We start from the raw sequence: 26883 nt of genomic DNA on the forward strand, positions 1-26883 counted from the left end.
ATGAAAGCTTTTACCCAACACAGTGGCTTGGTGGCTCCGCTCGATCGTGCCAACGTCGACACCGATCAGATCATCCCCAAGCAGTTCTTGAAGTCGATCAAGCGCACCGGCTTTGGCCAGAACCTGTTCGATGAGTGGCGTTATCTGGATGTCGGCCAGCCGGGCCAGGATTGCTCGCAGCGCCCGATCAACCAAGACTTCGTGCTGAACTTTCCGCGTTATCAGGGCGCCAGCGTGCTGCTGGCACGGGAGAACTTCGGTTGCGGCTCCAGTCGTGAACACGCGCCCTGGGCGCTGGAAGAGTACGGCTTTCGCGCGGTAATCGCGCCGAGCTATGCCGACATCTTCTTCAACAACAGCTTCAAGAACGGCATGTTGCCGATCATCTTGACTGAGGCCGAAGTTGATGAATTGTTCCAGCAGGCCGAGGCGTGCGAGGGCTATCAGCTCAGCGTTGATCTGGCGGCGCAAACCGTGACCCGTCCGGACGGCAAGGTCTACCACTTTGAAGTGGATGCCTTCCGCAAGCACTGCCTGCTCAATGGCCTGGACGACATCGGCCTGACCCTGCAGGACAGCGATGCGATAAAGGCTTTCGAAACCCACCACCAGCAGAGCAACCCTTGGTTGTTCGGCGCGATCAAGTAAGTAGGGTGGGTTAGGCCCCAGGCCGTAACCCGCCGGACAGAGGTTCGGTGACGAAAATACCGGGCCTTGCTGAATAAGTGAGGAATGCAATGAGCAAGCAGATTCTGATTCTCCCTGGCGACGGTATTGGCCCGGAAATCATGGCCGAAGCCGTCAAGGTGCTGGAGCTGGCTAACGACAAATACAGCCTGGGCTTCGAGCTGAGCTTTGATGAGCTGGGCGGCGCCGCTTACGACAAGTACGGCGTGCCGCTGGCGGATGAAACCCTCGAGCGCGCCCGTGCCGCCGATGCCATTCTGCTCGGCGCCGTGGGCGGCCCGAAGTGGGACAAAATCGAGCCGGCCCTGCGCCCGGAGCGCGGCCTGCTGAAAATTCGTTCGCAACTGGGGCTGTTTGCCAACCTGCGTCCGGCGATTCTCTATCCGCAACTGGCCGACGCTTCGTCGCTCAAGCCGGAAGTGGTGGCCGGTCTGGATATCCTGATCGTGCGTGAGCTGACCGGCGGCATCTACTTCGGCCAGCCGCGTGAGAGCAAGGTGCTGGAGAACGGCGAGCGCATGGCGTACGACACTCTGCCGTACAGCGAAAGCGAAGTGCGCCGGATTGCCCGCGTCGGCTTCGACATGGCCCGTGTGCGCGGCAAGAAGCTGTGCTCGGTGGACAAAGCCAACGTGCTGGCTTCCAGCCAGTTGTGGCGCGCCGTGGTCGAGGAAGTGGCCAAGGATTACCCTGACGTCGAGCTGTCGCACATGTATGTCGACAACGCCGCCATGCAGCTGGTGCGGGCGCCGAAGCAGTTTGACGTGATGGTTACCGACAACATGTTCGGCGACATCCTGTCCGATGAGGCCTCGATGCTTACCGGTTCCATCGGCATGCTGCCGTCGGCTTCCCTGGATGCCAACAACAAGGGCATGTACGAGCCGTGCCACGGTTCGGCGCCGGATATCGCCGGGCAGGGCATTGCCAACCCGTTGGCGACCATTTTGTCGGTGTCGATGCTGCTGCGTTACAGCTTCAACCAAGTGGTTGCCGCCAATGCCATCGAGCAGGCCGTCAGCCTGGTGCTGGATCAAGGGCTGCGTACCGGCGACATCTACTCGCCGGGCATGACCAAGGTCGGTACGGCTGGCATGGGTGATGCGGTAGTCGCGGCCCTGCGCAATCTGTAATCTCTTCGCTCCGCGGCCCGGCCGCGGACTGAACTCTCTATTGAAGGTGTAGTGGTATGAAACGCGTAGGTCTGATCGGTTGGCGCGGTATGGTCGGTTCGGTGCTCATGCAGCGCATGCTGGAAGAGCGGGATTTCGACCTGATCGAACCGGTGTTCTTCACCACCTCCAATGTCGGTGGCCAAGGCCCGGCAGTGGGTAAAGACGTAGCGCCGTTGAAGGACGCTTACAGCATCGACGAGCTGAAAAGCCTCGACGTGATCCTCACCTGTCAGGGTGGTGATTACACCAGCGAAGTCTTCCCCAAACTGCGTGAAGCCGGCTGGCAAGGCTACTGGATCGACGCGGCGTCGACCCTGCGCATGGCTGATGCTTCGGTGATCGTGCTGGATCCGGTGAACCGCAAGGTCATCGACCAGTCGCTGGATGCCGGCGTCAAGGACTACATTGGCGGTAACTGCACCGTCAGCCTGATGCTGATGGCCCTCGGCGGCTTGTACGAGGCCGGTTTGGTCGAGTGGATGAGCGCCATGACCTATCAGGCGGCCAGCGGTGCCGGTGCGCAGAACATGCGCGAGCTGATCAAGCAGATGGGCGCTACCCACGCCGCTGTGGCGGATGACCTGGCCAACCCGGCCAGCGCCATTCTCGACATCGACCGCAAAGTGGCCGAAGCCATGCGTGGCGAAGCCTTCCCGACCGAAAACTTTGGCGTGCCGCTGGCCGGCAGCCTGATCCCCTACATCGACAAGGAACTGCCTAACGGCCAGAGCCGTGAAGAGTGGAAGGGCCAGGCTGAGACCAACAAGATTCTCGGTCGTAACAAGAGCCCGATTCCGGTGGATGGCTTCTGCGTGCGCATCGGTGCCATGCGTTGCCACAGCCAGGCGCTGACCATCAAGCTGAACAAAGATGTGCCGATGGCTGACATCGAGCAGCTGATCAGTCAGCACAACCCGTGGGTCAAGCTGGTGCCGAATCAGCGCGAGCTGAGCATGCGCGAGCTTACGCCAACTGCGGTGACCGGCACCCTGAGCGTGCCAGTGGGGCGTCTGCGCAAACTCAATATGGGTTCGCAGTACCTCGGTGCCTTCACGGTTGGCGACCAACTGTTGTGGGGTGCCGCCGAACCGCTGCGCCGCATGCTGCGCATCCTGCTGGAGCGTTAAGCCTGTAAGCGTCGAGAGTGGCTCGCTCGGCGCTTTAAAATTGCTTGGGCGCGGGGGCGCGGTTACAGTGCCGCTCCCCGTTTCGCCTGAGGTCTATTCCGTGAGCCAATCTTTCGACATCGCCGTGATCGGCGCCACTGGCACCGTCGGCGAAACCCTCGTGCAATTGCTCGAAGAGCGCGACTTCCCGTTAGCCAACCTGCACCTGCTCGCCAGCGTCGAGTCGGCCGGGCAATCGTTGCCATTCAAAGGCAAAAATCTGCGCGTGCGGGCTTTGGATGCCTTCGACTTCAGTACGGTGCGCCTGGCGTTTTTTGCCGCCGGTGAGCAAATCACCCGTAGCTATGCCGATAAGGTGCGAGCGGCCGGTTGCAGTGTGATCGATTTAAGCGGCGGTTTGCCCCTTGAGCAGGCGCCGCGGGTGGTGCCGGAGGCCAATGGCGACGTGCTCAAAACCTTGGTGGCGCCTTATCAGTTGACCAGCCCAAGCCCCAGTGTCGCCGCCCTGGCCTGTGTTCTGGCGCCGGTGCTCGCGTTGCTGCAAATGCAGCGCATCACCCTGACGGCTTGCCTGTCGGTGTCCAGTCAGGGGCGTGAGGGTGTGAGTGAATTGGCACGGCAGACGGCTGAGTTGCTCAACGTACGTCCGCTGGAGCCGCAGTTCTTTGACCGGCAGATCGCCTTCAATCTGTTCCCGCAGGTGGGCGCTGCTGATGATGCCGGGCATGTGTTGCACGAGCGTCGCATTGTCGAAGAGCTTAAGCAGGTGCTAGATCAGCCGGACTTGAAAGTGTCGGCTACCTGCATGCTGGCGCCGGTGTTTTTTGGCGACAGCTTGAGCGTGTCCCTGCAAACAGCGAGCAACGTGGATCTGCCTGCGCTCAACGCCGCGCTTGAGGCCGCCGCAGGGGTTGAAATGGTTGAGCGGGGTGACTATCCAACGGTCACGGCCGATGCTATTGGCCAGGATGAAGTCTATGTGGGTCGGCTGCGCTGTGGTCTGGATGATCCGAGCGAAGTTATTTTGTCGATTGCGTCTGATAATGTGCGAAAAGGCGCCGCACTGAACGCTGTGCAAATAGCCGAGTTGTTGATAAAACACTATCTGTAAAAGATACTTACCATTAGATTTGAAGAATCTTTCTAGCTTGGCAATACTGGCTTGGCTGGTCGCTGTTGGGGAATCGCCGCAAGGCGCACGCAGGCAGTGATTCAAGACCCATCTCGAATTTCGAGAAAAAAAGATAAAACAAGGGATTACGCTATGGTTCGGGTTCGCAAACTGGTGCTGGCAATTGCAGCTGCTTCGGCGCTGTCCTCCGGTATGGCGCATGCGCTGGGGCTCGGAGAGGTTTCTCTGAAGTCGGCGCTGAACCAGCCCTTGGTGGCAGAAATTGAATTGTTGGAAGTGCGCGATCTGGCGTCCGGCGAGTTGATCCCGAGCCTGGCTACGCCGGAAGACTTCACCAAAGCCGGCGTTGACCGCCAGTACTTCCTCACCGATCTCAAGTTCACGCCCGTGCTCAAGCCCAACGGCAAGAGCGTGATCCGTGTGACCTCGAGTAAGCCGGTGCGCGAGCCTTACCTGAACTTCCTGGTTGAAGTGCTCTGGCCGAGCGGTCGTTTGCTGCGTGAGTACACGCTGCTGCTCGATCCGCCTCTTTACTCGCCGCAAACCACTGCCGCTGCTGCGCCGCAGATGCCAGTTGCTGCTCCGGCGCCGCGTCCCTTGGCGGCCCCGGTACGTGCCCCGCAACCGGTTGTTGCGCCAGTCAGTCGTCCGGCTCCGGTAGCTGCCGCCCCGGCCAAGCTCGATAGCAACGAATACAAAACCACCTCCAGCGATACCTTGTGGGAAATTGCCCGTCGGGTGCCGGGTGGTTCCGTGCATCAAACCATGCTGGCCATCCAGGAGCTGAATCCGCAGGCGTTTATCGGTGGCAACATCAATCGCCTGAAAAGTGGTCAGGTTCTGCGTCTGCCCAATGAACAGCAGATCACCACTCGTTCGCCGGCCGAGGCGATTGCGCAGGTGGCTGAGCAGAATGCAGCCTGGCGCGAAGGCCGTAGCATTGCCGCCACTGGCAGTCGTCAGCTGGATGCGACCAAGCGAAGCGTTGCGGGTGCTGCGCCAGCGAAGACCGAAAGTCAGGACAGCCTGCAATTGGTGGCTGCCGATGCTGGCAAGGCCAAAGCGGGCAACGACAAAGGTGCCGATGGCGACAGCAAGGCCTTGGGAGAGAAGCTGGCCGTTACCAAGGAGAGCCTCGACTCCACGCGTCGCGAGAATACCGAGCTGAAAGGTCGGATGACCGATCTGCAAAGTCAGTTGGATAAACTGCAGCGCCTGATTCAGCTTAAAGATGATCAACTGGCCAAATTGCAGGCTGATCTGGCAGCTAAAGGTAAAGTGGCAGCCCCGGTCGCTGCGGAACCTGCTGCCCCGGTTGCTGCCCCTGCTAAAGCCGCGTCTGTTGCTCCGGCTGTCCCGGCCGCCGCTGCACCTGCACCTGCCAAAGAGGCTGCACCTGCTGCGCCAGTGGCGCCTGCTACGGCTCCTGCGACAGATTTTAACTACAGCGAAGAGCCAGCCAAACCTGCTGCTGTTCAGCCGGCCCCTGCGGCTGAGGTTAAAAAGCCAGCCCCTGTAGCCGCCAAGCCTGTGCAGCCGGTTCAGGTTGCTCCGGTCGCTGCACCGGTTGCTGAGCCTGAATCGGACAGTTTCATCGGTGACTTGCTGGCTAATCCGTTGGCGCTTGGCTTGGCCGGTGGTGGTGCCTTGCTGGCGCTTCTCGTGGGCTTGATGGTGCTGTCGCGTCGCAATGCGTTGAAAGAGACCGAACTACAGAACAGCCTCAATGAGCACGCAGACGAGTCGCTTGAGAGCGATATTGAATTGCCAGAAAGCAGTTTTGATGGCTTGGATGCTGATCCTGTTGAAACAGACCTGGACGCAGAACAAGCTTCCGCACCTGTGACCGCGCAAACTGCGGATGTGCTCGGCGAGGCCGATATTTATATCGCTTACGGTCGCTTCAATCAGGCTGCAGAGCTGCTGCAGAACGCCATTAATGACGAGCCCCAGCGCAGTGATCTTCGCCTGAAACTGATGGAGGTTCAGGCAGAGCTGGGTGATCGCGATGGCTTTGCCCGTCAAGAACGTGAATTGCGTGAAATTGGTGGGGTTAACGCGGACCTTGAGCAAATCAATGCCAAGTACCCGGCTATGGCTGCGGCGGCGGTTGTGGGTGCTGCGGCGCTGAACATGGATGACGAGTTGGATGCTTTCAATCTCGATGACCTCGAATTGGAAGAGCCCACTACACAACCTGCTGCCGGGGATCTTGATGATGCCTTCGATCTCAGTCTTGATGAGCTGAGCGCCGAGCTGGACGATGGCCTGGATGCTGTTGCTACTCCCAAGGCTGATGATGCGTTTGCCGAGCTGAGCCTGGACGGCGACTTTGATCTGCCTGAAACGGCTGCAGCGAGCTCTGAGGCTGACGATGATCTGGGCTTTGATCTGGATCTGGACATGGATGAGCCTGCCGCCACTGCGGAGTTGAGCCTCGAGTCTGCGGATGATTTGGCTGACTTCAGCTTGGATCTGGAGTCCGATACTTCAGCTGTGGCAGAGGACGACGAAGACTTCCTTCTTGATCTCGAAGATGAGCCGGCCGCGCCTGCAGCTGCTGATGAGTTGTCCGAGTTGAGCTTGGAGTTACCTGGTGAAGCGGCTGCGACTGAATTTGATTTGCCGGTCGACTTTGATCTGTCGCTGGCTGAAGAAGAGCCAGTGGCTGCCAGTACCGACAGCTTCGCCGCGCAGCTCGATGAGGTCACAGCGCAATTGGATGATCTGGCGGTGAACTTGCAGCAAAGCGATGACGATGTCCTGCTTGATCTTGAAGCGCCTGCCCTTGGTGATTCGCTGGCGACCGGGCTGGATGGCGATGATGACTTCGATTTCCTTTCCGGCACGGATGAGGCAGCCACCAAGCTGGACCTGGCGCGTGCTTATATCGATATGGGCGACACCGAAGGTGCTCGTGACATTCTCGATGAAGTAGTTGCCGAAGGTAATGACACCCAACAACAGGAAGCTCGCGAGCTGCTCGCCGGTTTAACTTGATCCATGACTGAAGCAACACCTACAGCGGCAGCCGAGATGGCTGCCGCTGGCATTTTCAGAGTCGCCCTGGGTATTGAATACAAAGGTTCGCGCTACCGTGGCTTTCAACGTCAGCGTGCAGGCGTGCCTTCGATCCAGGAAACCCTCGAGAAGGCCTTGTCGAAAGTGGCCGGCGGTGCGCCGGTAACCCTCAGCTGTGCGGGACGTACCGATGCATTGGTGCATGCCAGTGCTCAGGTGGTGCATTTCGACACCACGGTTGAGCGCAGCCTGCATGCGTGGGTCATGGGCGCCAATATGAACTTGCCTGGCGACATCAGCGTGGCCTGGGCCAAATTCATGCCGGCGCAGTTTGATGCGCGTTTCAGTGCGCGGGCCCGGCGTTACCGCTATGTGATTTATAACGACCAGATTCGTCCTGCCCACATGGCCGAAGAAGTGACCTGGAATCACCGGCCGCTGGATGTGTCGCGTATGCGTGAGGCCGCAGCGGCATTGGTGGGTACCCATGACTTCAGTGCCTTTCGCGCGCGCCAGTGTCAGGCCAAGTCACCGATCAAAACGGTTCATCACCTGCATCTGCAGGAATTTGGCCGTTTCATCGTTCTGGATATTCGCGCCAACGCGTTCCTTCACCATATGGTGCGCAACATCGCCGGGGTGCTGATGACCATCGGGGCCGGGGAACGCCCGGTTGAGTGGGCTGCGCAAGTGTTGGAAAACCGTGTGCGTCGCACTGGTGGAGTGACGGCGCATCCTTATGGTCTCTATTTGGTTCAGGTCGAATATGCCCCGGAGTTTGAGTTGCCGGTGCGTTATCTCGGGCCGCATTTCCTTTCGGGTCTGCCGGATATCATGGCTGACGCCTAGAAGCGCCTTTGCTACCATGCCTGACATCCACTAGGAGCCGGTATTTTGTCCGTCGTTCGCAGCAAGATCTGCGGTATTACCCGCATAGAAGACGCATTGATCGCCGCCGAAGCGGGCGCTGATGCGATCGGTCTGGTGTTTTACGCCAAGAGTCCACGTGCGGTGTCTATCCAGCAGGCGCGCGATATCGTTGCGGCCTTGCCTGCTTTTGTGACGACGGTTGGCCTGTTTGTGAATGCCAGTCGCGAGGAGTTGAACGGCGTTCTCGCGGGCGTTGCCCTAGATCTGTTGCAGTTCCATGGCGATGAGTCGCCTGCCGAGTGTGAGTCTTATCAGCGGCCCTACATCAAGGCCCTAAGGGTAAAGCCAGGCGATGACATCGCCCAGTTGGCGGCGCCTTATGCCAAGGCTCGCGGAATTTTGCTCGATACCTATGTGTCGGGTGTGCCGGGCGGCACGGGGGCGGCTTTTGACTGGAGCCTGGTACCCAGTGGCTTGCCGCAGCCGGTGATTTTGGCTGGTGGTTTGTCAGCGGCCAATGTGCAGGCGGCCATCGAACAGGTGCGCCCCTATGCGGTGGATGTCAGTGGCGGCGTAGAGGCGGGCAAAGGAATTAAAGATGCCGCCAAGATTCGTGCTTTTATGCAGGCAGTCGGCCGGGTTTGAGAGCGGTCGTTGCTGATGGATGAGTATCTTGCAGCCGTTATCGTCATCGGTTTCTCCATGTGACGGCCGGCAGGCGTTGGCCGTCCATGAAGCTGCAATCGTGAATTCGCTCAAGGGTGTTGGCGGCTAGGCTGCCCATCCGTCCGAGCCAACCGTTTTGGAGAAACGAAGCATGAGTAACTGGCTGGTAGATAAGCTGATTCCCTCGATCATGCGTTCCGAAGTCAAAAAGAGTTCGGTGCCTGAGGGCCTTTGGCACAAGTGTCCGTCCTGCGAGGCCGTGCTGTATCGCCCTGAGCTGGAAAAGACCCTGGATGTCTGCCCGAAATGTAACCACCACATGCGCATTAACGCGCGTGCGCGGCTGGATATCTTTCTCGACGCCAATGGCCGCGAAGAAATCGGTGCGGAGCTTGAGCCGGTTGACCGGATGAAGTTTCGCGACAGCAAGAAGTACAAGGATCGCTTGCTGGCCGCGCAAAAGCAGACCGGTGAGAAAGATGCTCTGATCGCAATGCGCGGCACCTTGCAGGCTATGCCAGTCGTGGCCTGTGCCTTTGAGTTCAATTTTATGGGCGGTTCCATGGGCGCCATCGTTGGTGAGCGCTTTGTGCGTGCCGCCAATGTGGCCCTTGAGCAGCGTTGCCCGCTGGTGTGCTTTGCCGCCTCCGGTGGCGCACGGATGCAGGAAGCGCTGATTTCCTTGATGCAGATGGCGAAAACGTCGGCCGTGCTGGCGCGTCTGCGGGAGGAGGGTGTGCCGTTTATTTCGGTGCTGACCGACCCGGTCTACGGCGGTGTGTCGGCCAGTTTGGCCATGCTGGGCGATGTGATCGTGGCTGAGCCGCGGGCGTTGATTGGCTTTGCCGGGCCGCGCGTCATTGAGCAGACCGTGCGCGAAAAGCTGCCGGAAGGCTTCCAGCGCAGCGAGTTCCTTTTGGAGCACGGCGCCATCGACATGATCATTCACCGTGAAGAGCTGCGCCCACGGTTGTCGCGGCTGTTGGCGCAAATGATGCGCTTGCCGGCACCGACGGAAGCTCCTGTCACGGCATGAATACTCGCACCCTGGCCGATTGGCTGAGCTATCTCGAGCAGTTACACCCTTCGGCCATTGATATGGGGCTTGAGCGTGTCCGTCAGGTCGCTGATCAGTTGGGTTTGGGTAAGCCGGCGCCGTTGGTGATTACCGTCACCGGCACCAATGGTAAGGGTTCGACCTGCGCGTTTATCGAGGCCTTGCTGCGAGGGCAGGGTCTTAAGGTTGGGGTCTACAGTTCGCCACACTTGCTGCGCTACAACGAGCGCGTGCGAGTGGCGGGTGTGGATGTTGATGATGCCGCCCTGTGCACTGCCTTTGCGGCCGTTGAAGCGGCGCGCGGCAGCATTTCCCTCACTTATTTCGAGATGGGCACCCTTGCAGCGCTCTGGCTGTTCGAGCAGACCGGGCTGGATGCGGTCGTGCTTGAGGTCGGTTTGGGCGGTCGCTTGGATGCGGTCAATCTGGTGGATGCCGACTTGGCGTTGGTGACCAGCATCGGCCTGGATCATGGTGATTGGCTGGGCGACAGCCGTGAATCGGTGGCATTTGAAAAGGCTGGCATTCTGCGCGCCGGCAAGCCTGCGCTCTGTGGTGATCTTGACCCGCCAGTGCCGCTGTTGCAGCGCGTGGCGGTGTTGGATTGCCCGTTCTTCCTGCGTGGGCGTGATTATGATCTGGCCGAAGACGACACTGTCTGGCACTGGCGCGGCCTGAACGGGCAGGGCGAAGTGTTGGAGTTGCACGACCTGCCTTTGCTTGATTTACCGCTGGAAAACGCGGCGTTGGCAGTGCAGGCCTATGCCCTGTTGGCATTGCCTTGGCAGCCTGAGCACATTGCCGCGGCGCTGCTTGCTACCCGTGTGGTTGGCCGTTTGGATCGGCGCGCGCTGCAGTGGCAAGGCAAGACTCTGACAGTCTTGCTGGATGTTGGGCATAATCCGCATGCGGCTGACTACCTGGCGCAGCGCTTGGCATCGCGCCCTGTAGTGGGGCAGCGGCTGGCCGTCTTTGGTCTTTTGGCGGATAAGGACTTGCCGGGTGTCCTCCAGCCTTTATTGTCGGAGCTGCAGAGTTGGGCTGTGACCACGCTGCCGACCGGACGCGCGCGACCTGCGCTGGAATTGCAGGCGGCGTTGTTGGGCTTTGGCGCGAAGGTTGATAGTTATCCCACTGTGGTTGCGGCGCTCGAAGCGCAATGCGAGCAGGCGGCGGAGGGGGATGAAATCCTCGTGTTCGGATCTTTTTATTGCGTAGCCGAGGCCCTGGAATGGTTGGCCTTGCGCGCCCAAGAGGAAGCAAGCAATGGCTTTGCTGGATAAGGGACTGCGGCAACGCATGGTCGGCGCACTGGTATTGGTGGCGCTGGCAGTGATTTTTCTACCCATGCTGTTTTCTCGTGAGGATGAATTGCAGCGTGTGGTGGTGGATGCCCCGGCCATGCCGCAATCCCCAGCGATGCCCAGTGCTGAGCTGGATCCGGTGAGTGTGCCGCAGGTTGAGGACTTGCCGCAGGAGCCGGTGCCAGGCGTGGGCCCTGATGCGGGCGCGCCGGTTGTCGAGGCGCCGGTAGCCGCTGAGCCTGAAGTGGCCAAGTCCACTGCTGTGCCAGCCATCACGCCACCGCCCGTCAGTCGTCTGGATGCCAATGGTTTGGCTGTCAGTTGGTCGGTGCAGTTGGCCAGCCTGTCCAATCGGGCCAGTGCTGAGAGCTTGCAGCAGACCCTGCGCGGCAAGGGCTACAACGCCTACATCCGCAATGTTGACGGGATGAATCGGGTGTTTGTCGGGCCGGTGATTGAGCGTGCCGAGGCCGATCGTTTGCGCGATCAATTGACGCGACTGCAGAAGCTCAATGGCTTCGTGGTGCGTTTTCAGCCTGAGCGAGGCTGATCCAGCGCTTACCGAGAGAGGGCGGCTCTGTTAAAATGCAGCGCCTTTTCCGTATGCAGGCCGCACAGTGGCATTCACTTGGGTTGATTGGGCGATTATCGCCATTATCGCTATCTCCAGTTTGATCAGTTTGAAGCGGGGCTTCGTCAAGGAGGCTTTGTCGCTGGTCACCTGGATTATTGCTGGTGTGGTCGCCTGGATGTTTGGCGGAGCACTGTCGCAGCACCTTACCGACTTCATTGACATGCCCTCGGCGCGAGTGATCGCTGGGTGTGCCATTCTGTTTGTGGCGACTTTGCTGGTCGGCGCGTTGGTTAATTTTCTGATCAGTGAACTGGTCCGTGTGACGGGCTTGTCCGGCACGGATCGTTTTCTCGGGATGGTTTTCGGTGGTGCTCGCGGCGCCTTGCTGGTGGTGGTTCTCACTGGACTGCTGAGCTTGGCCCCGGTGCAACAAGATCCTTGGTGGCAGCAGTCGAGTCTGCTACCGCATTTTCTGATGGTCGCAGACTGGTCGAAAAACCTCATTTTGGGGACGGCCGGTCAGTGGCTCGCCAGCGGCCTCAGCTCGCCGAGCTGATGCGTCGTATAAGGACGCGAGCATCGCCGCTCACGTCCAGAATTAGCCTGAACTACTAGCAGGGGTTGCGTCACATGTGTGGCATCGTCGGTATCGTCGGTAAGTCGAACGTCAATCAAGCGCTGTATGACGCGCTTACCGTCCTCCAGCACCGCGGCCAGGATGCTGCCGGTATTGTGACTAGCCATGATGGCCGGTTGTTTCTGCGCAAGGATAACGGCCTGGTGCGTGATGTCTTTCATCAGCGCCACATGCAGCGCCTGGTTGGCCATATGGGTATCGGCCACGTGCGTTACCCAACTGCGGGCAGTTCAACCTCTGCCGAAGCTCAGCCGTTTTATGTCAACTCGCCGTACGGCATCACTTTGGCGCACAACGGTAACTTGACCAACGTTGAGCAACTGGCCAAAGAGATCTACGAGTCTGATCTGCGTCACGTCAACACCAACTCCGACTCCGAAGTGCTGCTCAACGTGTTTGCCCACGAACTGGCGCAGCGCGGCAAGTTGCAGCCGACCGAAGAGGACGTGTTTGCCGCAGTGACCGATGTGCATAACCGTTGCCGTGGTGGCTATGCGGTGGTGGCGATGATCACTGGCTACGGCATCGTCGGTTTCCGTGACCCGAACGCAATTCGCCCGATTGTCTTCGGTCAGCGCCATACCGATGAAGGCGTTGAGTACATGATCGCCTCGGAGAGCGTGTCTCTGGACGTGCTTGGCTTTACCCTGATTCGCGACCTGGCTCCAGGCGAAGCGGTGTACATCACCGAAGACGGTAAGCTGCACACCCGTCAGTGCGCGACTAATCCGCAGATGAATCCCTGCATCTTCGAGCACGTTTACCTGGCGCGTCCGGACTCGATCATCGACGGTATTTCGGTCTACAAAGCGCGCCTGCGAATGGGCGAAAAACTGGCCGAGAAAATTCTCCGCGAGCGTCCTGAGCACGATATCGACGTGGTCATCCCAATTCCGGATACCAGCCGCACGTCGGCGCTGGAGCTGGCCAATCACCTGGGTGTGAAGTTTCGCGAAGGTTTTGTGAAGAACCGTTATATCGGTCGCACCTTCATCATGCCGGGACAGGCCGCGCGGAAAAAATCTGTACGGCAGAAGCTCAATGCCATTGAGCTCGAGTTCCGTGGCAAGAACGTGATGCTGGTGGACGACTCAATCGTGCGCGGCACTACCTGCAAACAGATCATTCAGATGGCGCGTGAAGCAGGCGCCAAGAATGTCTATTTCTGCTCGGCAGCCCCGGCAGTGCGTTATCCCAACGTGTATGGCATCGACATGCCCAGCGCCCATGAGCTGATTGCGCACAATCGCACCACTCAAGATGTTGCTGACCTGATCGGAGCTGACTGGCTGGTATATCAGGACCTGCCGGATCTGATTGAGGCGGTCGGTGGCGGCAAGATCAAGATCGAGAATTTCGATTGTGCTGTTTTCGATGGCAAGTATGTGACGGGCGATATTGATGAGGCTTACCTGGGCAAGATCGAGCAGGCGCGCAACGATGCCTCCAAGGTCAAGACTCAGGCGGTCAGCGCCATCATCGATCTGTACAACAACTGATCAACAATTTGAAGGTTAAGGAGTGGGCGGCATGAGTCAGGAATGGGATGCTGGTCGGCTGGACAGCGACCTCGACGGCGTAGCGTTCGATACCCTGGCCGTGCGCGCCGGACAGCACCGCTCACCTGAAGGCGAGCACGGTGAGCCGCTGTTCTTTACTTCCAGCTATGTATTCCGTTCGGCGGCTGATGCCGCAGCGCGTTTTGCCGGCGACGTGCCGGGTAACGTCTATTCGCGTTACACCAACCCGACCGTGCGTGCTTTCGAAGAGCGCATTGCTGCCCTTGAAGGGGCGGAGCAGGCGGTTGCCACGTCGTCCGGCATGTCGGCGATCTTGGCCAGTGTCATGGCGCTGTGCAGTGCGGGAGACCATATTCTGGTTTCGCGCAGTGTGTTCGGCGCCACCGTGACCTTGTTTGAAAAGTACTTCAAGCGTTTCGGTATCCAAGTCGACTATGTGCCGCTGACGGATCTGGCGGCCTGGGAGCGGGCGTTCAAGCTCAACACCAAGTTGCTGTTTGTCGAATCACCATCCAATCCGCTGGCTGAGTTGGTCGATATCGCGGCCTTGGCCGAGCTGGCTCACGCCAAAGCAGCCTGGCTGGTGGTGGATAACTGTTTCTGTACCCCGGTGCTGCAAAAGCCATTGGCGTTGGGGGCTGACATTGTTATCCATTCGGCGACCAAGTTTATCGATGGTCAGGGTCGTTGCCTGGGTGGTGTGGTCGCGGGGCGTGCCGAGCAGATGAAGGAAGTGGTGGGTTTCTTGCGCACAGCAGGGCCAACCATGAGTCCGTTCAATGCCTGGGTATTTCTCAAGGGGCTGGAGACCTTGCGTCTGCGCATGCAAGCCCATTGTGCGAGTGCGCAAGCCCTGGCTCAGTGGCTTGAGCAGCAGCCGGGCGTGAGCCGGGTTTACTACGCGGGCTTGCCTAGCCATCCGCAGCACGAGCTGGCCAAACGTCAGCAGACGGGTTTCGGTGCGGTTGTCAGTTTTGAAGTGGCGGGCGGCAAGGAGGCAGCCTGGCGCTTTATTGATGCGACTCGACTGATTTCCATCACGGCCAATCTGGGCGACAGCAAAACCACCATCACCCATCCGGGGACTACGACCCATGGTCGCCTGTCACCGGAAGATCGTGCGGCGGCGGGCATCAGTGACAGCCTGATTCGCCTGGCGATTGGGCTGGAAGACGTGGTCGATCTGCAAGCTGATTTGGCCCGAGGTTTGGCTGCACTGTAATTGTCGTAGTCATGGTCTAGGGCTGTGATGGCGTGTGTAAAAATCTCTGTTTAAAGAAAAACTTCAATCAGGGTATTGACTTAGAGTCGTCTCCTAAGTAAATTACGCACCTCGCAAGGCACTGGGTGATTAGCTCAGCTGGGAGAGCAGCTGCCTTACAAGCAGCGGGTCGGCGGTTCGATCCCGTCATCACCCACCAAGTCTTGCGAATTCGGACGAAAGTCCGGCCGACGCGCAGCGGTAGTTCAGTCGGTTAGAATACCGGCCTGTCACGCCGGGGGTCGCGGGTTCGAGTCCCGTCCGCTGCGCCATATTTGAAAGCCCTCAAGCAGAAATGCTTGGGGGTTTTTCTTTTGTGTCGATTTTTTCAGTCATATTTTGTTCATTTGGGATCTTTATTGTGTATGGCAAGGTCTGAGTAGACTGAAACCCTACACACAGGAGAACTCCCCATGGATGATTATCAAGAAGAAATCCTCGAGCACAACGCGGCCGAATGGCTGCCCCTTGAGCCGGCAGAAGATGCGACCGAGCTCTAACCCGCTAGGCGCTGTTGGCGTCTGAATTCGCCCGGTGTCTGCGTGCTCCAGCGCTTGAATGCGCGTTGAAATGCCTCGGCCGAGGCAAAGCCAAGCAAATAGGCAATCTCGCCAAATGCCAGTTCCGTATCGCGAATGTAGGCGATGGCCAGATCCCGTCGAGTATCGTTGAGGATGGCGCGAAATTGCGTGTCTTCCTCGGCCAATTTGCGCCGCAGTGTCCAAGTTGGTATCTGCAGGCGTGCGGCAATCTCTCCCATGTCCGGCTCGCGTCCATGCAGCATCGGTCCCAGCAATTGAGTGATGCGTTCGCGCAGGCTGCGGGTGCGGGTCAGGTGTTGCAGCTCTCGCTCGCACAGTTCTAGCAGGTGTCGCCAGGTGCTCGGGCAGTGCTGTGGATTGCGCAGGGCCAGGCTGCTCTGGTTCAAGTGCAGTTGGTTGATACCGGCTGAAAACTCCACCGGGGCGCCAAAAATCTCACTGTAATGCTGGGCATAGTTGGGCGCGGCAAACTCAATGCAGACTTTGTCGGCGTGGATGGGCTGATGCGCCACATTGCTCAACTGCTGGACCCAGGTTGAGAGCACTGAGTCGACCACGAAGCGGTTGTAGGCGTTGTACGGGCTGATTGAATAGAACCGCAGCCATGCGCCCTGGGCATCCTCATGGAAGCTGGAGCTGCCGCGATAATTGGATGCGTACAGCGGCTCAAAGCGGATCAGTGCCCGTGCGGCCTCACGCACAGTCGGCGCCTGTGCTGCAGTCACTCCAGCCAAGCCTGCATGGCTGAGGCGCCCGTGCTTACCCATCAGCAGCCCCAGGTGAGGGCTACCACTTAATTGAATGGCCGTGTGGCCGAGGCGCATATAGCGCGGGATCGACAAGCGTGCGCGGGGTTCTGCCAGGCGTGCAGCGTCGAGGCCAAATTGATCGAGCAGCGGCTGGGGGTCGTAGCCAAGCGCCAGCAGGCTGTCGCTCAGGCTGTGGACAAAGCTGACGGAAAGGTCGCCAAGGCGCACTCGGACGTTATTCATGGTTGTCAGGTATTGGGCCGGTTGCGGGTATTGGGTGGGCGCTTGCTGCTGCGCATGGATCGCTGCGCTGTCAGTGCCTGTGATCAGAGAGCCCGCAGCGATCGGTTGGGTTCAATGACGACTGATTTCAGTTGTGCTTAGGTTAGGGCGATGGGGGTGTAATGCCAAGCGCCGCTGTTTGATTTGATCATTAAGTTGTAATTTATGATCATTGAGGGCCATGGCTGCGCTCTTTATTGTCAGCACATAACCGATTGCCGCCCAGTCTTAGGGCGACAACTATTCCGTGAATACACTGCCTGTTGTGGAGTTTCTATGACCGCTGCTCACTACCCGCACCTTCTGGCTCCGCTGGATCTGGGTTTTACCACCTTGCGTAACCGCACCCTGATGGGCTCCATGCACACCGGGCTGGAAGAGAAGCCGGGTGGTTTCGAGCGCATGGCCGCTTACTTTGCCGAGCGCGCCCGCGGTGGCGTGGGCCTGATGGTGACAGGCGGTATTGGCCCGAACGTGGAAGGTGGCGTGTATTCCGGTGCCGCCAAGTTGAGCACGGTTGAAGAAGCTGAAAAGCATAAGATCGTGACCCGTGCGGTACACGAAGCCGATGGCAAGATTTGCATGCAGATCCTGCACGCCGGGCGTTATGCCTACAGCCCGAAGTCGGTCGCACCCAGTGCCATTCAGGCACCGATCAACCCGTTCAAACCCCATGAGTTGGACGAAGAGGGTATCGAGAAGCAGATTCAAGATTTCGTCACCTGCTCCAGCCTGGCTCAGCAGGCTGAGTACGACGGCGTCGAGATCATGGGCTCGGAAGGTTATTTCATTAACCAGTTTCTCGCTGCCCACACCAACCACCGTACCGATCGCTGGGGCGGCAGCTACGAGAACCGTATGCGCCTGCCGGTGGAAATCGTCCGCCGTGTGCGTGAAGCCGTAGGCCCTAACTTCATCATTATCTATCGCCTGTCGATGCTTGATTTGGTGGACGGTGGCAGCGACTGGGCAGAAATCGTGCAATTGGCCAAGGCCATTGAAGCGGCCGGTGCGACCATTATTAACACTGGCATCGGCTGGCACGAAGCGCGTATCCCGACCATTGCCACCAAGGTGCCGCGCGCTGCCTTCACCAAGGTCACTGCAAAGTTGCGTGGCGAGGTGAAGATTCCGCTGATCACCACCAACCGCATTAACACGCCGGAAATCGCCGAGCAGGTGCTGGCCGAAGGTGACGCTGATATGGTCTCCATGGCGCGTCCGTTCCTCGCTGACCCAGAGTTCGTCAACAAAGCGGCTGAAGGCCGTGCTGATGAAATCAACACCTGCATCGGCTGTAACCAGGCCTGCCTGGACCACACCTTTGGCGGCAAACTGACCAGCTGCCTGGTCAACCCGCGTGCCTGCCACGAGACCGAACTGAATTACATCGCCACCACCAAGGTGAAGAAAGTCGCGGTGGTCGGTGCTGGCCCAGCAGGCTTGTCGGCGGCCACTGTGGCGGCCGAGCGTGGCCACAGCGTTACCCTGTTCGATTCGTCCAGCGAGATCGGCGGCCAGTTCAACGTGGCCAAGCAAGTGCCGGGCAAGGAAGAGTTCTTTGAAACCCTGCGTTACTTCAAGCGGAAGCTGGAAACCACCGGCGTTGATCTGCGTCTGAACACCCGTGTCAGTGTCGATGATCTGGTTGCTGGCGGTTTTGATGAAATCATCCTGGCGACCGGTATCGCTCCGCGCACGCCTGAGATTCCAGGTGTCGAGAGCCCGAAGGTCATCAACTATCTGGACGCTATACTGCAGCGCAAGCCGGTCGGTCAGACGGTTGCCGTGATTGGCGCGGGCGGCATTGGTTTTGACGTTTCCGAGTTCATCACTCACCAGGGCGAGGCCACCAGCCTCAGCCGTGAAGCGTTCTGGAAGGAGTGGGGCATCGATGCCCAGCTGGAGGCTCGCGGCGGTGTTGCTGGCGTACAAGCACAGCCCCATCCGGCGGCACGCAAGGTGTTCCTGCTGCAGCGCAAAAAGTCCAAGGTGGGCGACGGTCTGGGTAAGACCACCGGTTGGATTCACCGTGCAGGCTTGAAGAACAAGAACGTGCAAATGCTCAACAGTGTTGAGTATTTGAAGATTGACGAGGCCGGTTTGCATATCCGCATTGCCGATGGTGAGCCGCAGGTGCTGCCGGTGGATACGGTGATCATCTGTGCCGGTCAGGACCCTCTGCGTGAGTTGCAGGATGGCCTGGTGGCTGCCGGGCAAAGCGTGCATCTGATTGGTGGCGCCGATGTGGCGGCCGAGCTGGATGCCAAGCGTGCCATCAATCAAGGCTCACGCCTCGCGGCCGAACTTTGATCGAGCAGCGCCCCGCCTAGTGCGGGGCGTTTGCTATGGGGTCTAGAACAATAAGGAGCCGCCTATGTCCACAAATGCCCAGCTTCAGCCGGCCGCTGCCGCCACCTTGCAGCGCTGGCACCAGATGATCGCCAGCAATGACCTACAGGCTCTGCCTGAGTTGCTGCATGAGCAGGCAGTGTTTCGCTCGCCGATGGCGCATACGCCGTATCCGGGGGCTCCCGTGGTCGGCCTGATCCTCAAGACGGTGGTCAAGGTATTTGAGGGTTTTACCTACCATCGTGAGTTGGTCAGCGAAGACGGCCTCAATGTGGTGCTGGAATTCAGCGCTCAGGTGGCTGGGCGTGAACTCAAGGGTATCGACCTGATTCGCTTTGATGCCGAAGGCAAAATTGTCGACTTCGAAGTCATGGTCCGTCCGATGAGCGGCCTGCAGGCCCTCGGCGACGAGATGGGGCGCCGTTTGGCACCGCTGCTGGCGGCGAAAAAGGCCTGACGCAGTGCAACCCCGTCACAGTTTCGTTCTGCTGCTGGCTCCCGTGAGCCAGCTGGCAGGATGACTGCCAACCCAGTCACATTGCCCACTTTGCATTTTCCCCTAAACTGGCCAAAACACAGTGCCAGCGCCTGACTGCGCAGATTAGGTGCCATCCGTTAGATACCTGCCCGCCAACGTGGCCAGTGTCTTGCCGGCTAGAGGAACGTTCATGAGCATGCAGAAAAAACCGCAAATGGTCGAAGCCGTTATGTTCTTCAATGAACGCGGCGTCTGCAAAGAAATGCTCTATGCCGAATTTGAGGCCCTGCTCGACGGCGTGGTCAACATGCCCGAGTACGCAGATCAGCAGATGCGCATGGCTTATCTGATGATTAATCCACGCTTGCTGGTCCGTGCCGCGGTGTTTTTCTACCTCGATTTTGACGAGCGTGGCGCAGCCGATAAGGGCTGGAATATTCCCCTACGACATTTGGCCGATAACGCTGGGCGCGGGCCGGACCTGGGCGCTGGACCTATTCGCCTGGCCTGTCGCAGTCAGTGCCCGGTGTCCTGGCATCAGATGCACCTGTGGGATCCGAGCTTGTCGCCGGGCCATAACGACCTGGCGCTGCTGCGCGATGCGGCGAAGCGCAACGGCATGGGCTTGCTGGTAGAGGATGACACCCCGCAACTGGTGGAGCCGCAACGCTTGCAGATGGCTTCCGAGGAGCGCTGGTACACGCCAGATCCCGCCCAGGAGCAGGCCGACAAAAATGCCGAAAAGGCCGATCAGGAGCAGCGTCTCAAAGCCGCCCAGCTGATCAAGCAGCAGCGCCTGCGGATCAGCAGCATGAGCCAGCAGCATGAGGATGAGCTGGCCAAGTTTCGTTTGGCCAGTGATGAGCTTGCGCAATCCTTGCAGGCTCAGTTGCAGGGCCTGCAGCAGGCTTTGCGTCAGCAGGAGGAGTTGAACGCCAGTCTCAAGGCGCAACTCGCCGAGCAGGTGAATGGCTTTCAAACCAATCGCCAGGAGCTGGCCCAGCAACTGCGTGCCCTTGAGCTGCACGCGCGCAGCGAGGCAGATATTCTCCGTGGCCAGTTTGAGGCTGAGCTGCAGGCCAAAGTGGCTGCCGCCGTGGTGGAATACAAGGAGCAGGTCGCCATCCGCGATGTCGAGCTGGCTTACCGCAATGAGTTGGACATGCAGCAAGAACAGGAAATCACGCGCCTCAAGCGCGAGCGCGATGAATTTGCCAGCCAGGGCGGCGAGCAGATCCTAGAGCGCCTGTCCAAGTTGGGCGTGGTGTTTGTTGTCTACCATCCAGGCGCTGGTCATCTAACCATTCCGCTGCAGGATGTGGCGCGCTATCAGGACAATCCCATGGCCTATGCCGCGGCCAAGTGTTTTGTCTCCGAAGCGCAGTACCGCCAGTGGCTGAGCCACTATCAATCGCCAACCTGCGAAGCGCAGTTGCCCAGCGGCGAGCGCTGCGCTATGCCAATTGACCGTGTAGATACCGCCAGCCGGTTCGTGATGGGCGACTCCAACTGCTGTGCCCGGCACAAGAACAGCAGTCGCTTGCGTACTGTTGGCTAGGTCTTGGCGCTGAATTTACCCAACTGGCAGCCGCACGCACCGCTGCACCTGTTGCCCCTCGATTGGGCTGAGGCCGCCGGAATTGAACTGGCGGTGCTGCGTCTGGACCTGATGGACCCGCTGATCAGTGGCAACAAGTGGTTCAAACTTGCGCCTTATCTGGCCTTGGCTGCAGAGTCCGGGGCGGCGGGTCTGATCAGTTTGGGCGGTGCCCACTCCAATCATCTGCATGCACTGGCCGCGGCCGGCCAGCGTTTTGCTTTTCCGGTGGTCGGTTTGCTGCGTGGCGAACCTCAGGACACGCCGACTGTGCGCGATCTGCAGGCGTGGGGCATGCAGTTGCACTGGCTCGGTTATGGTGGCTATCGGGCGCGTAATAAACCCGATTTCTGGACAGTGTGGCAGCAGCGTTACCCGCACCTGCTGGCGGTGGGAGAGGGTGGCAGTGGCCTGCTCGGTGCTCGTGGTTGTATGCCGCTACGCCAGCAGGTGCGGGCCCAGTTAAGCAGCATTGGCTGGGCGGATTACGATGCCTGGTGGCTGGCAGCAGGCACAGGCACTACGGCAGCGGGCCTGGTTTTGGCTGAAGCCGGCGACAAACCGGTGTTTGCCGCCTTGGCGGTGCCGGGTGATCACGGTACAGCAGAGCAGATTGCCAGGGTATTGGCTGAGGCTGGAGTGGCGGATCAGGGCTACCATCTGCTGCAGGCGTGTCGGGGCGGCTTTGCGCGCATGGATGCCGAGTTGTTGGCCTTTATGGCGCAGGCAGAGCAAGCTGGCTCGCTCCTACTGGAACCGCTGTATACGGCAAAAGCCCTGCTGGCATTGCGTGAGCAGACCGAGGCCGGTTACTTTGCCCGCGGTAGCCGTGTTGTGTTTGTGCATACCGGTGGCTTGCAAGGACGACGTGCAACCCTGGCGGCTGTTGATCAGCCGGGTGGCGCTGCGGTTAATTAATTCAAATGTGCAGCGGCGGAACTGGATATTGCCATGAGTGACCCCTTGAACCCCGAACAGCTGCGCAGCCTGACACCTCTCAATGTGTTGTCCGAGCAACAGTGGCGCGAGCTGCGCAGTCAGTTGGTACCCCAGCATCTGCTGGCGGGGCAGCTGCTGTTTCGTGAGGGCGATCAGGCCCGCCTGACTTATTACTTGCTCTCGGGTGAGCTGTTGCTGGTGTCCGCTTCCGGGCAGCAGGAGCATCTGGTCGCCGGTAGCGAGGCCAGTTGTCACCCGTTGTCGCCGAGCTTGCCGCGTTTGCATGAGGTGCGTGCGCTGAGCGATGTCAGCTTGCTGGTGCTCGACAGTGCAACCCTGGCGCGGCTATTGACCTGGCGCTCGGCTTATCACGACCTGCTGTTGGAGTTGGAGCAGGGCGGTGAGGATGTCGAGTGGGTGGCTCGTCTGCTGGAAAATCCGTTGTTTGCCAAGGTGCCGCCGTCCAATGTGCGGGCCATGCTCGGGCGTTTGCAGCGCGTTGAACTGCCCGCTGGCAGCGCAGTGCTGCGCGAGGGGGACGTCGGCGATTGCTGTTATTTCCTCAAGAGCGGCCGCGCCGAAGTGATTCGCGGTGCCGGCAGCGCCCATCAGGTGTTGGCCGAGCTGGAGGTGGGCGCCTGCTTTGGCGAAGAGGCCCTGCTGGCGGATCAACCCCGCAATGCCAGCGTGACGTTGCTGGAAGATGGCGTGGTGCTGCGTCTTGATCGTCAGGATTTTTTCGCCTTGCTCAAGGCGCCGGTGGTGGCCGAGGTGTCGTTCGGTGAGGCGACCCGACTGCTCAGCGCGGGTGCGCAATGGCTGGATGTGCGCCTGTTGCAAGAGTACGAGCGGGCGCATGCGCAGGAAGCGTTGAACATGCCGCTGCACTTGTTGCGCCTGAAGACCCGTTTGCTGGATCAAGGCAAAACCTACCTGTGCTATTGCGACAGCGGTAAGCGCAGCGCCAGTGCGGTGTTTCTGTTGTCGCAGCTGGGGTATTCGGCCTATGCGTTGCGCGATGGGCTGGATGCCTTGCCGGCGATCCAGCGTGACGCCTTGCTGTGCGAGAGCGGCTCAGGCTACTTGGCTCGGTCCGGTGGTCGTACCGAACGCAGTCTCTAGGCGTCGGTGGTTGATTCGAACTCTGCTGCCGGCTCCTGCGACCAGGTGTCGGCGACCAGGAACAAGCGCTGCACCTCCTGCCAGTCACCTTGGTCATTCATCTCCAGACGCGCCAGTAGTACCGGCGCGGCCTGCGGTTCGAGCTGGGTCAGCCACTGATTCAATTCAATCAGGCTCCAGCATTCGGCTTGGCGCGCGCGCGCGGGTGCCAGCCAGGCGCTGCGCGGTAACAGCAGCCAGCGTCCGCCTTGCTGTTGCGTGAATGCCGGCCACGCCTGGCGGGTCAGCCAGACACCACGCAAGTGTTGCGGATGGGCGCCGCGTGGCGAGTCGCAATGACCGGGCCAGGGGTAGAACAGATAGCCGCCGAGCCAGAGCTCGGCCTGCACCTGCTGGGCTTGCCAGTGACTCAGCGCGGCCAGCGCCTGCGGGCTGCTCGACAGCGGCAGTTGTTGCAGGCGCAGGTGGTCGAGCTTGCGACCCAGGCAGTCATGGCGGCCTGGACCTAACCAGTTGGCGCAGGCCTCACCGTCGCTTTGCGCAGGTCCCAGGTAGAGCTTGATCGCCAACTCCAGGTGATGGTCGCCCTCAGCATCGCGGATCACCACGTCCAGCTCGCCGAGAGTGCGCCCCTCTTCGCGGATCGCCAGGTTGGCGGCCAGCAGCTCCACCCCCGGTGCTGCATGCAGGGCAAATTGCCACAGTTGCTCGTAATACAGACCCAGGCGCCGGTGATGCGTGCGGGCTAGCCACTGTTCGAGTGCGCCGCTGTCGTGCTCCTGCTGGCGTAGCCAGTCGGCCAGCAGGCCGGGCGTTTGGGCCCAGGTGCTGGCACTGAGCGGATGGCGCTGCGGCCAGTCGGCGTGTTGCAGCAAGGGCGCGGACAGCAGCGTCCAGGCGAGGTCGCGCACCGCGGGATGGCGGAGTTGGCGGGGGAGTTCGTGTAGCTGACTGAATGGGTTCATGTGCCGAGCATAGCGTCTGCCGCCCTAAATAGGGCTTTGGTTTGCTGGTGTCGGCGGCTTTCGCCCATAATCGGCGCTATTCATCTGTCGTCGAGAGCTCCATGGACCAGTTTCGCAACATCGGCATCATTGGCCGTCTGGGCAGCGCCCAGGTACTCGACACCATTCGCCGGCTGAAGAAATTTCTGCTCGCCCGGCAGCTGCACGTGATCCTCGAAGACAGCATCGCCGAAGTGCTGCCCGGCCATGGCCTGCAAACCTCGTCGCGCAAACTGCTGGGCGAGATCTGCGACCTGGTGATTGTGGTTGGCGGCGACGGCAGTTTGCTCGGCGCTGCGCGGGTGCTGGCGCAGCACAAAGTGCCGGTGCTGGGGATCAACCGTGGCAGCCTCGGTTTTCTCACTGACATCCGTCCCGATGAGCTGGAAGTGAAAGTCGCCGAGGTGCTGGAAGGGCATTACCTGAGCGAGAGCCGCTTTCTGCTTGAGGCGTCGGTGCGTCGTCACGACGAGTCGATCGGCCAGGGCGATGCCCTCAATGACGTGGTGCTGCACCCGGGCAAGTCGACACGAATGATTGAGTTCGAGTTGTACATCGACGGCCAATTCGTCTGCAGTCAGAAGGCCGATGGCTTGATCGTGGCCACGCCTACCGGGTCGACGGCTTATGCGCTGTCGGCCGGCGGGCCGATCATGCACCCGAAACTGGATGCCATTGTCATCGTGCCCATGTACCCGCACACCTTGTCCAGTCGGCCGATTGTGGTGGACGGCAACAGCGAGTTGAAAGTGGTGGTGTCCAAAGATCTGCAGATCTACCCGCTGGTGTCCTGTGACGGTCAGAACCACTTCACCTGCGCGCCCGGCGACACCATCACTATCCGCAAAAAGCCGCAAAAGCTCTGCCTGATTCACCCGCTGGATCACAATTATTATGAGGCTTGCCGGACCAAACTGGGCTGGGGGAGCCGGCTGGGTGGGGCCGAGTAATGCACCTCGACGCGGACCGTGGCTACGACCTGATTGGTGACGTGCATGGCTGTGCCCATAGCCTGGAGCACTTGCTCGACAGTCTGGGTTATCGCCTGCACGCCGGGGTCTGGCGTCATCCGCGGCGGATGGCGCTGTTTCTCGGCGACATCATTGATCGCGGTCCGCGGATTCGTGAAGCCCTGCATCTGGTGCATGCCATGGTCGAGGCTGGGCAAGCCCATTGCCTGATGGGTAATCACGAGTTCAACGCTCTGGGCTGGCATACGCCGAGGGCTGATGTCAGCAACAGTTATGTACGCCCGCATACGGCGCGCCATGGTCGGCAGTTGCAGGAAACCTTGCAGCAGTTCGATGCCTATGCCGATGAGCTGCGCGAGTTTCTCGCCTGGTTTTATGAACTGCCGTTGTTTCTCGATGCCGGGCGCTTTCGCATGGTCCATGCCTGCTGGGATGAGGCGCGGATTGCGGCGTTACGCCAGCGTTACCCGCAGGGCTGCATCGATCAGGCTTTTGTCCAGGCCGCCGCCGAGCCGGGCAGTTTTGCCGCGAGTACCTGTAGTCGGCTGCTCTGCGGCACCGATATGCGCCTGCCCGATGGCCTGACCTTGACCGGGGATGATGGCTATACCCGGGCGCATTTTCGCACCAAGTTCTGGGCCGAGGCGCCGCAAACCTACGGCGATATCGTCTTTCAGCCCGATGCCTTGCCCGCACATGTGGCGCAGACGCCGTTGTCAGCCCAGCAAAAAGACCAGCTCTTGCACTATGGCGAGGATCAGCCGTTATTGTTTGTTGGCCATTACTGGCGCCGTGGCCGGCCGGCGCCGATCCGCCCAAACCTGGCGTGCCTAGATTACAGCGCGGTGATGTTTGGCAAGTTGGTGGCCTACCGCCTGGATCAGGAAACCCGCCTGGATCCGCAAAAATTCTGTTGGGTCGAGGTCGAGCGACCGGAGGCTCCACGATGACGGCGATAGCCGCGTTACGTTTACCCCTGGATGTTGATTTGAGCGGTTTTGTCGGCGTGCTGCAGCGTTTGCAGGTGCCCCATCGCGTCAGTGAAGAAGCTGGCGAACAGGTGCTCTGGGTGCCCAGCGAAGCGCAGGCCGCCGATGTGCGAGAGCTGTACAGGCGCTTCCCTGAGGGCGATCCGCGTTTGCAGGCGTTGGTGCCTGCGCGCCGCCAGGGCCGCTTAAGCGAGGTGTGGGCGACCAGCAAAATGACTCTGCTGGTGCTGTCGCTTACGCTGCTGGTGGCCGGTGTGACGCTGTTGGGCGAGAGCCTTGCGACCTTGCATTGGCTGACCTTTACGGACTTCCGTCTGCAAGGCGACTACCTGGTGTTTATTCCGCCCGCCGAGAGTCTGGCAGCGGGGCAGTGGTGGCGGTTGTTCACGCCAATGCTGATTCACTTCGGCATTCTTCACCTGGCCATGAACAGCCTGTGGTACTGGGAGCTCGGCCGGCGCATCGAGGCGCGTCAGGGCGCAGGCTGGTTGCTGGCGCTGACCCTGTTGTTTGCCCTGCTGTCGAATGCGGCGCAGTACCTGTTTGGCGGACCGTCGCTGTTTGGTGGCCTGTCCGGTGTGCTGTATGGCTTGCTGGGCTATTGCTGGATCTTCCAGCGCCTGGCGCCGACGCCGGCGTATCACCTGCCGCCTGGGGTGCTGGTAATGATGCTGGTCTGGCTAGTTTTGTGCGCCTCCGGGCTGATTACCGCGCTGGGTTTTGGCTCGATTGCCAATGCGGCGCATGTCGGTGGCCTGCTCGCGGGTTGCCTGACGGGCTTGTTGGGCGGTGCGCTGGCGCGCCGTCATCGTTAAACTGCGCCTTTG

Annotated in this window: 23 protein-coding genes and 2 tRNA genes; 23 read left to right on the plus strand and 2 right to left on the minus strand. The window is 60.0% G+C overall.

What is annotated here, in order from left to right:
• The 15 genes from leuD to AC56DI_RS03300 all read left to right on the plus strand — a co-directional run bounded on the left by leuD (window position 1) and on the right by AC56DI_RS03300 (window position 15303).
• A complete protein-coding gene (leuD, locus tag AC56DI_RS03230; RefSeq protein ID WP_496344919.1) occupies window positions 1-648 on the plus strand; it encodes a 3-isopropylmalate dehydratase small subunit in 648 nt (215 codons plus the stop codon).
• A gap of 89 nt (window positions 649-737) precedes the next feature.
• Entirely contained in the window at window positions 738-1820 is a 1083-nt protein-coding gene (leuB, locus tag AC56DI_RS03235) for a 3-isopropylmalate dehydrogenase (protein WP_422589139.1), read from the plus strand.
• Window positions 1821-1876: 56 nt separating this feature from the next.
• Window positions 1877-2989 carry an aspartate-semialdehyde dehydrogenase gene (gene asd / locus AC56DI_RS03240; protein ID WP_324521697.1) on the plus strand — a complete coding sequence of 371 codons (1113 nt, stop codon included), beginning with the start codon at window positions 1877-1879 and terminating at the stop codon, window positions 2987-2989.
• A gap of 100 nt (window positions 2990-3089) precedes the next feature.
• Window positions 3090-4100: an aspartate-semialdehyde dehydrogenase gene (locus tag AC56DI_RS03245; protein ID WP_496344920.1), complete on the plus strand. Its 1011-nt coding sequence runs from the start codon at window positions 3090-3092 to the stop codon at window positions 4098-4100.
• Between the two features lie 153 nt (window positions 4101-4253).
• Window positions 4254-7121 (plus strand): motility hub landmark protein FimV, encoded by a 2868-nt coding sequence (locus tag AC56DI_RS03250; protein WP_496344921.1) that lies wholly within the window; start codon window positions 4254-4256, stop codon window positions 7119-7121.
• Between the two features lie 3 nt (window positions 7122-7124).
• Window positions 7125-7991, plus strand: a complete 867-nt coding sequence (gene truA / locus AC56DI_RS03255) for a tRNA pseudouridine(38-40) synthase TruA (RefSeq protein ID WP_496344922.1) — start codon at window positions 7125-7127, stop codon at window positions 7989-7991.
• A gap of 45 nt (window positions 7992-8036) precedes the next feature.
• Complete coding sequence (locus tag AC56DI_RS03260; protein ID WP_496344923.1) at window positions 8037-8657, plus strand: phosphoribosylanthranilate isomerase; 621 nt, start codon at window positions 8037-8039, stop codon at window positions 8655-8657.
• A gap of 172 nt (window positions 8658-8829) precedes the next feature.
• On the plus strand, window positions 8830-9714 hold the full coding sequence (gene accD, locus AC56DI_RS03265; protein WP_496344924.1) for an acetyl-CoA carboxylase, carboxyltransferase subunit beta: 885 nt from the start codon (window positions 8830-8832) through the stop codon (window positions 9712-9714).
• Window positions 9711-11018 (plus strand): bifunctional tetrahydrofolate synthase/dihydrofolate synthase, encoded by a 1308-nt coding sequence (gene folC, locus AC56DI_RS03270; protein WP_496344925.1) that lies wholly within the window; start codon window positions 9711-9713, stop codon window positions 11016-11018. Before accD ends, folC begins: the two co-directional genes overlap by 4 nt.
• Window positions 11002-11589 (plus strand): SPOR domain-containing protein, encoded by a 588-nt coding sequence (locus AC56DI_RS03275; RefSeq protein ID WP_496344926.1) that lies wholly within the window; start codon window positions 11002-11004, stop codon window positions 11587-11589. Before folC ends, AC56DI_RS03275 begins: the two co-directional genes overlap by 17 nt.
• Before the next feature lie 67 nt (window positions 11590-11656).
• Window positions 11657-12169, plus strand: coding sequence for a CvpA family protein (locus AC56DI_RS03280; protein ID WP_496344927.1), 513 nt, complete (start codon window positions 11657-11659; stop codon window positions 12167-12169).
• A 74-nt stretch (window positions 12170-12243) separates the two neighbouring features.
• On the plus strand, window positions 12244-13749 hold the full coding sequence (purF, locus tag AC56DI_RS03285; protein ID WP_496344928.1) for an amidophosphoribosyltransferase: 1506 nt from the start codon (window positions 12244-12246) through the stop codon (window positions 13747-13749).
• Window positions 13750-13780: 31 nt separating this feature from the next.
• Entirely contained in the window at window positions 13781-14992 is a 1212-nt protein-coding gene (locus tag AC56DI_RS03290; protein WP_496344929.1) for an O-succinylhomoserine sulfhydrylase, read from the plus strand.
• A 123-nt stretch (window positions 14993-15115) separates the two neighbouring features.
• Window positions 15116-15191 (plus strand) — tRNA-Val (locus tag AC56DI_RS03295).
• A 35-nt stretch (window positions 15192-15226) separates the two neighbouring features.
• Window positions 15227-15303: transfer RNA gene (locus AC56DI_RS03300), tRNA-Asp, on the plus strand.
• Window positions 15304-15527: 224 nt separating this feature from the next.
• On the opposite strand, the gene AC56DI_RS03305 is transcribed toward AC56DI_RS03300, so the two are convergent.
• Window positions 15528-16565 carry an AraC family transcriptional regulator gene (locus tag AC56DI_RS03305; RefSeq protein WP_496344930.1) on the minus strand — a complete coding sequence of 346 codons (1038 nt, stop codon included), beginning with the start codon at window positions 16563-16565 and terminating at the stop codon, window positions 15528-15530.
• A gap of 315 nt (window positions 16566-16880) precedes the next feature.
• Between AC56DI_RS03305 and AC56DI_RS03310 the strand changes: the two genes are divergently transcribed.
• The 5 genes from AC56DI_RS03310 (at window position 16881) to AC56DI_RS03330 (ending at window position 23092) form a co-directional block, all read left to right on the plus strand.
• Window positions 16881-18917, plus strand: coding sequence for an oxidoreductase (locus AC56DI_RS03310; protein ID WP_496344931.1), 2037 nt, complete (start codon window positions 16881-16883; stop codon window positions 18915-18917).
• A 64-nt stretch (window positions 18918-18981) separates the two neighbouring features.
• Window positions 18982-19413 carry a nuclear transport factor 2 family protein gene (locus AC56DI_RS03315; RefSeq protein WP_496344932.1) on the plus strand — a complete coding sequence of 144 codons (432 nt, stop codon included), beginning with the start codon at window positions 18982-18984 and terminating at the stop codon, window positions 19411-19413.
• 211 nt (window positions 19414-19624) lie between these two features.
• On the plus strand, window positions 19625-20992 hold the full coding sequence (locus tag AC56DI_RS03320) for a chromosome partitioning protein ParA (RefSeq protein WP_496344933.1): 1368 nt from the start codon (window positions 19625-19627) through the stop codon (window positions 20990-20992).
• 3 nt (window positions 20993-20995) lie between these two features.
• Window positions 20996-21949, plus strand: a complete 954-nt coding sequence (locus tag AC56DI_RS03325) for a 1-aminocyclopropane-1-carboxylate deaminase/D-cysteine desulfhydrase (protein ID WP_496344934.1) — start codon at window positions 20996-20998, stop codon at window positions 21947-21949.
• Window positions 21950-21982: 33 nt separating this feature from the next.
• Complete coding sequence (locus AC56DI_RS03330; protein WP_496344935.1) at window positions 21983-23092, plus strand: cyclic nucleotide-binding domain-containing protein; 1110 nt, start codon at window positions 21983-21985, stop codon at window positions 23090-23092.
• Here the strand turns inward: AC56DI_RS03330 and AC56DI_RS03335 are convergent.
• Window positions 23089-24057, minus strand: a complete 969-nt coding sequence (locus tag AC56DI_RS03335; protein WP_496344936.1) for a DUF1853 family protein — start codon at window positions 24055-24057, stop codon at window positions 23089-23091. The genes AC56DI_RS03330 and AC56DI_RS03335 overlap by 4 nt on opposite strands.
• Before the next feature lie 101 nt (window positions 24058-24158).
• Here AC56DI_RS03335 and AC56DI_RS03340 point away from each other — a divergent pair, with 101 nt between their 5' ends.
• The 3 genes from AC56DI_RS03340 to AC56DI_RS03350 are packed head-to-tail and all read left to right on the plus strand — an operon-like array spanning window position 24159 to window position 26871.
• Window positions 24159-25046, plus strand: coding sequence for an NAD(+) kinase (locus AC56DI_RS03340; RefSeq protein ID WP_324522072.1), 888 nt, complete (start codon window positions 24159-24161; stop codon window positions 25044-25046).
• Window positions 25046-26017, plus strand: a complete 972-nt coding sequence (locus AC56DI_RS03345; protein ID WP_496344937.1) for a metallophosphoesterase — start codon at window positions 25046-25048, stop codon at window positions 26015-26017. The genes AC56DI_RS03340 and AC56DI_RS03345 overlap by 1 nt, the downstream gene beginning before the upstream one ends.
• Window positions 26014-26871 carry a rhomboid family intramembrane serine protease gene (locus tag AC56DI_RS03350; protein ID WP_496344938.1) on the plus strand — a complete coding sequence of 286 codons (858 nt, stop codon included), beginning with the start codon at window positions 26014-26016 and terminating at the stop codon, window positions 26869-26871. The genes AC56DI_RS03345 and AC56DI_RS03350 overlap by 4 nt, the downstream gene beginning before the upstream one ends.
• Window positions 26872-26883 lie beyond the last annotated feature (12 nt).

It is taken from the genome of Pseudomonas sp. BGA-UO-ETr-WB11, assembly GCF_059567785.1.